Annotated in this window: 10 protein-coding genes and 1 pseudogene; all 11 read left to right on the top strand. The window is 63.9% G+C overall.

The window, feature by feature from the left end:
• Positions 1-340 precede the first annotated feature (340 nt).
• Positions 341-1,015 (top strand): arsenate reductase/protein-tyrosine-phosphatase family protein, encoded by a 675-nt coding sequence (locus MJO58_RS28500; RefSeq protein WP_090609996.1) that lies wholly within the window; start codon positions 341-343, stop codon positions 1,013-1,015.
• A gap of 49 nt (positions 1,016-1,064) precedes the next feature.
• Entirely contained in the window at positions 1,065-2,159 is a 1,095-nt protein-coding gene (gene pstS / locus MJO58_RS28495) for a phosphate ABC transporter substrate-binding protein PstS (RefSeq protein ID WP_061559452.1), read from the top strand.
• An 83-nt stretch (positions 2,160-2,242) separates the two neighbouring features.
• Complete coding sequence (locus tag MJO58_RS28490) at positions 2,243-3,682, top strand: FAD-dependent oxidoreductase (RefSeq protein WP_061559451.1); 1,440 nt, start codon at positions 2,243-2,245, stop codon at positions 3,680-3,682.
• Positions 3,683-3,707: 25 nt separating this feature from the next.
• Positions 3,708-4,574 (top strand): NHL repeat-containing protein, encoded by an 867-nt coding sequence (locus tag MJO58_RS28485; RefSeq protein ID WP_061559450.1) that lies wholly within the window; start codon positions 3,708-3,710, stop codon positions 4,572-4,574.
• Between the two features lie 61 nt (positions 4,575-4,635).
• Positions 4,636-5,127 (top strand): DUF7373 family lipoprotein, encoded by a 492-nt coding sequence (locus MJO58_RS28480; RefSeq protein WP_061559449.1) that lies wholly within the window; start codon positions 4,636-4,638, stop codon positions 5,125-5,127.
• 395 nt (positions 5,128-5,522) lie between these two features.
• Complete coding sequence (locus tag MJO58_RS28475) at positions 5,523-6,566, top strand: sensor domain-containing protein (RefSeq protein WP_139813810.1); 1,044 nt, start codon at positions 5,523-5,525, stop codon at positions 6,564-6,566.
• Positions 6,567-6,907: 341 nt separating this feature from the next.
• On the top strand, positions 6,908-7,948 hold the full coding sequence (locus MJO58_RS28470) for an FHA domain-containing protein (protein WP_217809327.1): 1,041 nt from the start codon (positions 6,908-6,910) through the stop codon (positions 7,946-7,948).
• A 439-nt stretch (positions 7,949-8,387) separates the two neighbouring features.
• The gene (locus tag MJO58_RS28465; protein WP_090609997.1) at positions 8,388-9,455 is read left to right on the top strand and encodes a sensor domain-containing protein; all 1,068 of its coding nucleotides are present in this window, start codon (positions 8,388-8,390) and stop codon (positions 9,453-9,455) included.
• A 68-nt stretch (positions 9,456-9,523) separates the two neighbouring features.
• Positions 9,524-10,522 (top strand): sensor domain-containing protein, encoded by a 999-nt coding sequence (locus MJO58_RS28460; protein WP_082811596.1) that lies wholly within the window; start codon positions 9,524-9,526, stop codon positions 10,520-10,522.
• A complete protein-coding gene (locus tag MJO58_RS28455) occupies positions 10,519-10,986 on the top strand; it encodes a hypothetical protein (protein ID WP_061559444.1) in 468 nt (155 codons plus the stop codon). The genes MJO58_RS28460 and MJO58_RS28455 overlap by 4 nt, the downstream gene beginning before the upstream one ends.
• Positions 10,944-11,177 (top strand): annotated as a pseudogene (locus MJO58_RS28450) (WhiB family transcriptional regulator); the annotation flags it as partial. The gene MJO58_RS28455 and the pseudogene MJO58_RS28450, both read left to right, overlap by 43 nt.
• Between the last annotated feature and the right edge of the window lie 15 nt (positions 11,178-11,192).

The raw sequence follows: 11,192 nt of genomic DNA, 5'->3' as shown, positions 1-11,192 counted from the left end.
CGATCCTCCACTCAAACGTATTTCGAATGTTGCGGCCACGTCAGCCGCCGGTATAACCACAAGGACGCCGAGACAAGAATGAGCAATGGTCATCGTGCTGCCGAGTTGAGCCGTCGAGTCTCAGCGGCTCTGAGAGATGTTGCAGCACAGCCTGGTGCTGATCGCTCACGGGTAACCGCGACTTCGACACGGTTCGATATTGATCGTCGTCGAAACCGTGAGCAAGCAAACAATGGGTTAACAGGTGGCGGGGTGAAACAAAAGAGCTGGTGGCGGGACCAGTCAATCGTAGTACTCATCTTGACCTTTCGCTGGTCAGTCAGTAGAAATTGACTTAATTATGATTGAGCTATCGGAAGATGCGCTTCGCCGAGTTCAGGTCCACGCCGCGTTGTCGGACCCGGGTCGGCTAGTGATCGTCGATCGATTGATGCTTGCGGACTCGTCACCGTCCGAGCTGCAAGCCGTGCTGGAGATGTCATCTAGCCTGATCGCTCACCATCTTGGAGTTCTTGAGGGGGCGGGCATCGTGCGCCGTGTCCGCTCGGAGGGGGATCGACGTCGCAGCTATCTGCAGCTCATTCCTGAGTCGCTGAATTTGTTGCTGCCCTCAACGTCCCGGCGTGCCAAGCGGGTGGTGTTTGTTTGTACCCAGAACTCGGCGCGCAGTCAATTGGCCGTTGCTGTATGGAATCGCCGTAGTTCACTACCCGCAACATCGGCCGGGACCCGTCCCGCCAAGAAAATACACCCGTTGGCAGTTGCCGCGGCAAGGCGTCACAAGCTGTCGATGCAGCCCCAGGCCCCGCGCCATCTCGACGAGGTTGTCAAGTCGAGTGACGTGATCATCGCTGTCTGCGACAGCGCGCATGAGGAGCTACCCGCGGACAGCAGGCGCTTGCATTGGTCGATTCCCGACCCGGTGCGTACCGGCCGGACGGGCGACTTCGACCGGGTCGTCGATGAATTGACCGTTCGCATCGATCACGTGGCCCCGACCTTGAGGCCGCGCTAAATACATTCCGTCGCAGCGTATTCCACTAACAGTCCGGAGGCTAACCACGATGCGATCTTCATCTAAGCTTTCTGCCGCTATGAGCTTGCTGGCTGCCATCTCGCTGGTGGTCGCCGGGTGCGCCAAAGACAAAGTCGCGCCGTCATACGCCACTTCGGTGGTTGTGGAGTGCAGCGGCAAGCAGGCGCTGAAGGCCAGCGGCTCCAGCGCGCAAGCGAACGCCATGACCAGGTTCATCAAGGCTTACGAAAACGCTTGCCACGGACAAACGCTCACCTACACGTCCAACGGCTCGGGCGCCGGGGTGAGCGAATTCATCTCAGGTGTAACCGATTTCGGTGGATCGGACTCACCGCTGGCCGGGGGCGAGTACGACATGGCCAGGCAGCGGTGCGGTTCGGACGCCTGGAATCTGCCGGTGGTGTTTGGTCCGTTGGCTATCACCTACAACCTCGATGTCGTCGATAGGCTCGTGCTCGACGGCCCCACGCTGGCGAAGATTTTCAATGGGACGATCACCCGGTGGGATGATCCGGTAATCAAGGCGCTCAACGACAGGATGCCTTCGGAGCCCATTCACGTGATATTCCGCAGCGATGCGTCGGGAACAACCGATAATTTCCAGCGCTATCTTGATGCCGCTTCGGGCGGCGCATGGGGCAAGGGAACCGGCAAAGTGTTCAGCGGCGGGGTCGGGCAGGGCGCCAAAGGTAACGAAGGTACGTCGGAGCTGGTCAAGCACACCGAAGGCGCTATTAGCTATAACGAATGGTCGTTCGCCCAGGCACAGCGATTGTTCGCCGCGAGGATCGTGACCTCCGGCGGACCGGATTCGGTAGCCATTGACGCGAACTCTGTCGGCAAGGCCATCGCTGGCACCAGCATCACGGGACTAGGCAACGACCTGGTGCTGGATATGTCGATGGTCTACAAACCAGTCGCGCCTGGGGTCTACCCAATCATGTTGGCGACCTACGAACTGGTCTGCTCGAAATACGCTGACCCACAGACCGGGCTGGCGGTGCGGGCGTTCCTGCAGTCCACCCTTGGCCCTGGACAAGCCGACCTGGAGGATTACGGATACTTCGCATTACCCGGCCAGTTCCAGGAAAGAGTGCTCAAGGCAGCCAACGCCATCCGCTGAATGCGGGCCGGATGGCCATGATCGAAATTCGAAGTGCTGCAACATCTCCGTGACAACTACTTAAACGCAGGAGCCGATCCTTCATGAGTCACCGTCATATCGTCGCAGTCGGCGGCAGTGATGCCGGCATTAGCGCGGCACTTCGGGCCCGCGAACTCGACCCTGAATCCAATGTCACCGTGGTCGTCGCCGACGCATACCCCAACTTCTCTATCTGCGGGATCCCCTACTACGTCTCCGGTGAAGTCACACACTGGACCAACTTGGCCCATCGCACTGCTGCCGATCTGGCCGCCACCGGCATGCGGGTGCTCACCGACACCCGCGCCACCGGCATCAATGTCGAGGAGCACACACTCGACCTACTGGACTCGAAGGGTGCACCGCGGCAATTGCCCTACGACGCCCTGATCGTGGGGACCGGCGCGGTAAGTGTCCGGCCGCCCATCCGCGGCCTCAGCGGCCCCGATGCGTTGGGTCCCGCCGATGGCGTGCACTTGCTGCACTCCATGGGTGACACCTTCGCCGTCATGGACTCGCTACAAGAACGCCAGCCTTCGACCGCCGCGATCGTAGGCGCCGGCTATATCGGGCTCGAGATGGCCGAAGCCCTTACCTCGCGGGGCATCCGTGTCTCGCAGATCGAGGCGTTGCCGGAGGTCTTGCCCACCGTCGATCCCGAACTCGGCGCCCTCGTGCACGCCGAACTCGAACGCAATGGCGTCGAAGTCCTCACCGAAACCGCCGTCACGGCGATTAGCCGTAGCGATACGGGCGGACTTACCATTACCGCCGAGCACGATGGCCGACCTGTCTCGCGCACGGTCGATTTCATTCTGGTCGTCGTCGGCGTTCGCCCAGACACTGAACTTGCCGCCGATGCCGGCGCAGACCTCGGCGCCAAAGGCGCCATCGTCGTCGACGAAGCCATGCGCACTAACCTGTCCGACGTCTTCGCCGCTGGCGACTGTGTACACACCCACCACCGACTCCTCGGCATCACCTGGCTCCCGCTGGGCACCACCGCTCACAAGCAAGGTCGCGTAGCGGGCGAGAATGCGCTCGGCGGCGACGCCCGCTTCGCGGGCAGTCTCGGAACCCAGGTCGTCAAAGTCTTCGACCTTGTTGCCGCCCGCACGGGTCTCCGCGAACACGAAGTTGTCGCCGCAAATCGCGGCTGGGTGCCTGCAACTAGCCAATCGAGTCCCGACGACCACAAGGCCTACTACCCGGGTGCCACGCCCATCCACATCCGCATCACCGGCGATGAGCAAAGCGGTCTCCTTCTGGGTGCTCAACTGGTGGGACACCGTAGTGCCGAAATCGCCAAGCGTGTCGACACTTACGCCACCGCGCTGTTCCATACGATGACCGTCGACCGCCTCAGCGAGCTCGACCTCTCGTACACGCCCCCGCTCGGATCGCCGTGGGATGCCACTCAAATGGCGGCCCAAACGTGGGTACGTCAGCATCGTCCTGCGATGCCCAGCACGGCCGAATCGCGATCTACGCATGCACATTAACCGACGCGCCAAAATAGGCCTCATCGTGGGCGCAACCGTGCTCGTCGCCGTCGTCGTTGCAGTCCTAGGCATTTCGGCCGTCATCACGCGTCACGACAACGATCCGGTGTCCGTGCTGCCGTTTACCGACCTCAAGGGTCCTAACGGCGTGGCGGTCGGCAGTACTGGCGAGGTCTATGTTGCCGACGAACTCGGCGGCCAAGTACGCAAACTGGCCCCGGGTTCGACCACCCAGGTCGCGATACCATTCGATATCCCCAGCCCTGAAAATCCCAACGGTGTCGGCCTGGATCCGGTGGCCATCGCCGTGGGACCCGCCGGTGATATCTACGTCGTTGACGGCCACAATGATCGGGTACTCAAACTGGCCGCCGGGTCCACGACGCCGACCGTCCTGCCGCTAGCCGACCTCGCCGACCCCAACGGCGTCGCGGTGGACGGCTCAGGCAACGTCTACATCGCCGAATCGCACGTCCGCACCCCACGCGTGCTGAAACTGCCAGCAGACGCCACTGCACCAACCGTGCTCCCGCTCACTGATGTCAAATTCCCCAAGGGAGTCGCGGTCGACGGCGCAGGCAATGTATATGTCAGCGACAGCGGCAACAACCGAATCCTCAAGCTGGCTAACGGATCCGGTGCCCAAAGCGTGTTGCCATTCACCGGACTCAATAGCCCCAGGGGAATTGCCGCCAACAAAGCAGGAGATGTCTACGTCGCCGACCGGGGCAACAGCCGGGTGCTCAAACTGGCGGCGGGAGCAACCTCCCAGGAAGTCGTGCTGTCCGCTGGACAGTACGACCCCGCCGGTGTTGCCGTCGACACCGCAGGCAACATCTACATCGCCGATCTACACAATCACCAGGTGTTAAAACTGGCGGCGCACTCTTGACACCGTCGACGCCCAGCACCAAATATTCGGGGCGGCCCGCACCCTGGATCTTCAGCTGCCGTTGATCGACACCTTCACCCCGACCGATCCGCGCCAATTCCCCACGCTGCCACAAGATCCCACTGGATTAATCGCCAAGACTCTGCCGCTGCCCGCCGACCAGGCCACCCCCACCTCGGGTGCCTATCCCCCGGTCGGGACCCTGCATCTGGATGAAGATCCGGTCCACACCGGGCCCGCGTTGACTGCAGCCGGCGTCGACGACGTGTCGATCAATCTGGACACCCTCTATCAGGCGAAAGACCCAACCGCCGCGCAAGCCCTGGCCAGCACGCTGGCCGATGCCGCCGCTGCCACACCGGGAGCTCAAGACGCCGCCTCAGCGCCGGGGATGCCCCAAAGCCACTGCACCCGCGTGGCCGGCTCTAACGGTCTGGTCCCGCGCTACTGGTGCTTAGCTAGCGCCGGTCGCTACACCATCAAAACCATTGCCCGACAACTAGATAAGGCACAGCAACAACTCTCGGCCCAGTACCGCCTAGTGGGCGACTGACCCTCCATGTGTGGTTGCTGCATGCTCCAGCGGGTCGGTAGTGCTAGCGATAGTGGCCACGTGTTCAAGCATTGGTGATGGCCGGCGGGTTCTGCCTGTTTCTGACCGCTATCGCGGCCCTGGCCTGCTCCGTATAGCCGCATAAATACAGCAGTAAGCTACGGCTCTCCGCGTGACGCACCAGTATCATCGCCGCCGATTGTCTGCAGATTCACTCACGATCGACCCCGCGCAGCGTATGCCATATCGCGCTATATCGACTGTTCAAGGTGCTCTATTGCGTTGGCGCAGGTGTGCCGACCTCACCCGCTCGTCCAAAAATCTGAACATATTGCGATGCTACGTGTTGATATGGTTGTATACGTAGCATCAGCTTGGACACGGAGGTCGCCGAAATGTCACTGCAGCACTACCACCTAGGACTCGCAGCCCCGCATGCCCCTTCGGCGCCGGTGGCCACGCCGCAGCGGCACCCCGCGCCGACCGCACGGCCCGAAGACGAGGTCACAGTGGTCACCGGCCCACGCCGCGCGCCCCAGGACGAAGTCACCCTGGTCGTCGACCCGCGTCGTGCACCGCTGTTGCGCACCCCTGCCCCTATGCCGGCAGCAGGACCGCACCCGTGGCCCGGCGGCCCGCAGTTCCCGCCCGCCGGGTGGGCCCCCGCGCCGTACCCGATCCGCGGCCCGCGGCGCAACACCCGCACCTGGGCGATCACTGCTGCTGCGACAGCCGCGACGCTGGTCATCGCAGCTACGGCAGTGGCGTTGACGGCCGGCGACACCGGCCGATCGAGTAGCGCCAGCGCCACGACGGCACCGGTGGCCGCCGCCCCATCACCGTCGACGACCACGCCGGCGACCGCCCCGGTCGTGCCGGTCACTGCGCTGCCCGGGTTGCTGCCCGACCCGGCTGCCCTCAACGCGATTGTCGGCAGTCCGGCGATGGCCGTGCAGCAGACGGTAAATGGCATGGACGATCCCAAATCCGATACGCCCGACTGCCTGGGCACCTACCACCCGATCGAGCAAGCGGCGTATCAGGGCAGCGGCTGGATCGCCATGAAAGGGCAGCTGCTGCACGAGAGCGGGACCGCGCAGTGGAAGCACGTCGTCATTCAAGGCGTGGTCAGCTTTCCCACGGCACAGGCCGCCGCCGATTTCGTCTCCGCACAACATGACAGTTGGTCCAAGTGCGTGAACAAACCGGCCACGGCCAACTACGACACCGGCCCCGAGACCTACATCATCAATGCGGTCAAGTTCCAGACTGGCATCCTCACAGCCCAGATGATCCAAGAGGGCGGTGGCGGTTGGCGCTGCCAGCATGCGCTGACCGCGCGTAACAACGTCGTCGCCGATGTCGCGGCCTGCGGGTTTGCTCCTGACGACCAGGCGACGGCGATCGCCGCTGCGATCAACGGCCGAATCGGGGCGTGACGCCAGCGCGGCGCTACGCCGCCTTGGACGCCGCAGGCGTGACAAACGTTGCATGATGCGCCCAGTAATCGGAGCACACGCAAGCGAGGTACTCGCTGCAGCCGTCCGCCGCACTGATCGTGATCCGCTGAGTCCCTGCCTTGCGCGCAAGGGAGAGCGATGACTGTTCGGCAATGCGCGCAATAAAGTACAGCATGGTGCGATATCTATTATCGCAGTCGTGGTAGCGTTTACGTAGCAGTAGCAACGCAGCGCAATGTTGGAGTGACCACATGGAGACCGCCCGAAACACGTCACAGTCACCGCTAGCTGTGGAGCCCATCCGCGCACACCCGGCGTTGGTGATTAAAGCAGAGAATCAGACGTACACCCTGAGTCCCCGCGAAGCGCCAATCGTGATCGGCCGTGAATTTCCGGCTCAGGTCACTATCAGCGATGACCGCATCTCGCGCACCCACCTGCGCATCGACCACACCCCTGGCGGGTGGGTCGGCGCCGACCAAAGCAGCAACGGCACCTTCATCAACGGCATCCGCCAGTCCACCTTTGCCATCCGCGAGGGCATGACGATCCAGCTCGGACATCCTCAGGGCATCACGGTGGCCTTCGGCTTTGCTGCTGCGAATCAGGCAGAGCCCGACGACGACGATGACGGGTACGACCCTGAACAGACCCTGGTCACCGACCCGGGGGTAGCACGCGCTGGCGCCGCGGTGGCCGCCCGCCGCGAGGAACTCAAGCTGACCCAGCGTTTCATGGCCCGCGAGGGAATCGTCAACGCGGGCGCCCTCATCGACTTCGAGAAGGGGCGGCGTTGGCCACGCAGAGCCACCCTGGCCAGAATCGAAGACGCGCTGCAATGGCCGCACGGCACCATCGAACGGATTCGCCGCGGCGCCAACATCGACGACACCGAGCGCACCGAGGTGCTGACCAATACGGTGCGCGCGCCATTGATGGCCCAGGCCGTAGAAGTTGCGCTGATGACGATCAACTCAGCGATCACCGCGCTGCCGCAAGACGTCACCGATCCCGCGTTTAGCGCCCGCGCCGCAACTATCTTGGCCGATTTGCGCACACTCGAGTCTGTGGCAGCCAATGCCGCACACACCGCCAAGGGAGCTCCCGAAGTCGCGCTGGGGTTGAGCTCGGTCCGCAGGTGCTACAAGGACCTCATGTTGCGGGCCGCCCGCGCGCCCGGCGCCACGTTGGGTCAACGGCTGTATGCGGCCAGATATCGCGCGGAACTGACCGTCGAAGAAACCGCCTACGCAGCCGACGTGCCGGTCGAGGCTGTCGCCGCCGCCGAGGCCGAAGTGCCGTTGGACGCCAACACCGCAGCCGCGCTCTCAGGTGCACTTGCCGTGCTCACCCGCCGCTAAGTTCTGCCCGCACTACCACCATCGGATGTGGACGTCGGGCCAGCCGAGACGCTGCGATGCGGCGACGGCGAATCTCCCGTTACGCGGCGCGACGATAACGCCGCTGATTGAGGCCAGCCTGCAACGAGGAACTGGCCGGCCTATGGTCCGTGCCGGCCGCTGCAGCGTGTTCATTCGCCACTAGGACAGCAGCACGCTGCGTCTAGTCGGCCCTAGCGCTTCATCTACAGCTCATGATTTCGGGCTATGCAGAGCACACATACTCCAATCCCACTGCGCTATCCAAGCAGCTATACGACTCTGAACTGCTATTTCGCTCCTGCTACGTCATCATTCCATGTCGCTACGATTCCGCTTGCATACGCTACGACTCATGTGGTTGAATACGTAGCATCAAGGGCACGTATTAGAGCGGGTCCTACGGTAAGGAGTCCAGACCATGACTCAGACCATCCCTTCGCACCAGCACCGCGGCTACCCCGGATACGGCACGCCCTATCAACGACCGTTCGAGCAGGCAGGCCCAGCTTTTGCCCCCCAGCCGGGCATCAGCACCGCAGGTCGCCCCGGCCAGCCATGGGGACCGCCCGCCGCGCCGCCCGCTTTTAGCCGCCCCATACCGGCGATCGTGCCGCCGGCCGCCGGCCCCTGGGGCCCACCGAACACCTGGCCCGGCCCCAGTGGCTGGCCGATGCCGCCGGTCAACGCCGCCGCCAAGCGCAAGACGCACTGGTGGCTGGTTGGCGCGGCGGGGGTCGCCGCGGTGGCCACCGTCATCACCGCGACCATCGCGATGGAGGGCTTGGCCGACCACAACGGATCGGCCACCACCGCAGCTAGCGGTGTCCCGATCCCCGCCCCACCGGTCACGTCGTCTCCCGCGCCGCAGACCACCGTTGCCGCGCCGGCGCCAGGAAATACCGGCTCGCTCGTCGACGATGAGACCCTGCCCACACTGCTTCCCGACGTCGCTACCGTCGGCCAAGTCATGAGTGGCGCACGCCTCGAAGCCATCGACAAGCTGTCTGGGTCGGGCATCTTCAACGACCAACCCAACCCGCCCGAGTGCGCAGGTCTCGTCGTGCCCGTATCCAGCGTGGCCTACTCCCCTTTCGCGCCGCGCACCACGCTCGTGCAGGCCCTGCGCGATCAAAATAAAAGCCAGGTGCACACCGTCTTCAACGGGGTGACGACGTTCTCGACGCAATCCGCGGCCACAGCCTTCGTCAACCAGCAAGCAGGCACCTGGCAGGGCTGCCGCGCGAACCCAATTGTGTTGACCCCCAAGAACGACAAGCCGATGACGTGGACCGTCAGGGACGTCGCCCAGCGCGGCGACACGCTCACCGCAAGCACCGCCCTGCAGAACAGCAGCACGCTATGCCAGCGCGCCCTTACCGCCAAACGCAACGTCGTCATCGACATAACGACCTGCAGCCAGAACCCCGGCGATACGGCCGCGACCCTCGCGGCGCAGATCTCGCAGCGCCTTGGCCAGTCGAGCTAAGCCCCCACCCCTGAACAGCCCGGGCACGCCGTCACGCCGTGCGCCAACACAACCGGAGGTTGCATCCCATGTCAGATCTGCATCAGCGTGGAATCGGATACCCCTACGCCTCGGCAGCTGCATCGCCCTCGCCGTGGCAGCCTTCGCCGTGGGCACCCCAGCGCACGGACGAGCGCCGGCCGGCCTTCACCGCACACCCGGCCGGGGCACCCACGCCGTTCACCGGCTGGACGCCACCCTCGTCTTCCGCTCCTCCGTGGCCCGTCGCTTCGCCCGCTCAGTGGGCGCCGGGCGCCTACCCGCCGCCCGGGCGGCCGCGGCGCACATCACGCACCTACGCGATCGTCGGCGTCGTCGCCGCCGCCGTGGCGATGTGCGCAGTAGTGGCCGTGATCGCCACGGGATCAACGCCGTCACAGCCCGCACCCCAAGGCAGCGACACCACCACGGCACCGGCATCACCAAGCCTGCCACCGCCCTCGCCCGCCCCCACCATCGCGGTCAACGCGCTGACCGGCCTGCTACCAGATCCGGCGGCCATCAACGCGATCATGGGCACCAGCGCGATGGTGCTCGTGCCCGATCCGGCGCCCGACAAAATGTGGACCGCCGATATCGATCGGCCTGACTGCCTCGGGACCTATCACCCGGCCGAATTGGCGAACTACCAAGGCAGCGGCTGGATTGCAGTGCAAACTCAAATGCTTCGCGAGCCCGGTGAGAACTGGACGCACTCCGTGAGCCAAGCGGTGATCAGCTTCGCCTCGGCGCAAGCCGCAACCGATTTCGCTTCCCAGCAGGGCGCCAAATGGCAAAGGTGCATGGGCGTAGCTGCGACCGTCACCGACACCACCAGCCACGAACGCTACACGTTCACAGTCGACCGCGTAGACAACCAAAACGGCACGCTCACAGCGCGTTTCACCTATGAGGGTCTGGCTGGTTGGGGATGTCAGCGCGCGTTGACCGCGCACAACAACGTCGTGATCGACGTTCGGGCATGCAGTGACGCTCCGACCGACCAGGCCGCCAAGATTGCAGCCTCCATTGCAGGGCGTGCGGCATGAGCGGCCCAGCGATGCGCGTCGCCGAGACCGCCAACCGCTGGCAAAGGATGCTTAATTGGCGAACACTGGTCTTTCTCTCACCGCTCTACATCGCCGGACGCAGCGGTATTGACGCGATGTTTCCGTCCGCAGCCCCAACCACGGCGGCCCCCCTGTGGGCATGGTGGTCATTCGCCCTGACCACCCTCGCTATATCCGTGGCGGTGGTCTGGTTTCTCCTCAAGAGGATAAATAGAGCCACCCCGGCCGATCGCCGCCGCGTTTGGGGCGTACTGCTTGCCGTGATCATGCTGTGGGGCTTCATCGACGACGGCCTTGCCGACGTGATAACCCACCTGTTTCACGCTCACTCCATCTGGGTGGAGATCGCCGCTTACGTGATCAGCCTTCTTATTGCGCTGGGTCTCTTCGCGGCCGGCCTGTGGGCCGGTGGGGCACGTTTTCACGACCGCGAAATTCGCTGACCCAAACGGAGATTGCTGTGACAAACATCCGGCCCTTAAAAGCAGACACTGGCCTGTGCGAGTACGAGGACCGCGACAAGTGGTTCAGCGCCTATAGCGACGAACGAGACGCCGCCGCCATCTGCACCAACTGCCCCATCATCGTCAGCTGCGCCCAGCGCGCTCTGAAACTGGGCGTCACCGACGGCGTGTGGGCATCAGTCCCG

Source organism: Mycobacterium lentiflavum (assembly GCF_022374895.2).
GTDB lineage: Bacteria > Actinomycetota > Actinomycetes > Mycobacteriales > Mycobacteriaceae > Mycobacterium > Mycobacterium lentiflavum.
Note: the sequence above shows the minus strand (reverse complement) of the source record. Positions and strands in the feature narration are given on the sequence as shown.

What these genes read in the sequence shown, in the direction of transcription:
- MJO58_RS28500 (WP_090609996.1), top strand. Translation starts at nt 341, where the DNA reads ATGATTGAGCTATCGGAAGATGCGCTTCGCCGAGTTCAGGTCCACGCC.
- pstS (WP_061559452.1), top strand. Translation starts at nt 1,065, where the DNA reads ATGCGATCTTCATCTAAGCTTTCTGCCGCTATGAGCTTGCTGGCTGCC.
- MJO58_RS28490 (WP_061559451.1), top strand. Translation starts at nt 2,243, where the DNA reads ATGAGTCACCGTCATATCGTCGCAGTCGGCGGCAGTGATGCCGGCATT.
- MJO58_RS28475 (WP_139813810.1), top strand. Translation starts at nt 5,523, where the DNA reads ATGTCACTGCAGCACTACCACCTAGGACTCGCAGCCCCGCATGCCCCT.
- MJO58_RS28465 (WP_090609997.1), top strand. Translation starts at nt 8,388, where the DNA reads ATGACTCAGACCATCCCTTCGCACCAGCACCGCGGCTACCCCGGATAC.
- MJO58_RS28460 (WP_082811596.1), top strand. Translation starts at nt 9,524, where the DNA reads ATGTCAGATCTGCATCAGCGTGGAATCGGATACCCCTACGCCTCGGCA.
- MJO58_RS28455 (WP_061559444.1), top strand. Translation starts at nt 10,519, where the DNA reads ATGAGCGGCCCAGCGATGCGCGTCGCCGAGACCGCCAACCGCTGGCAA.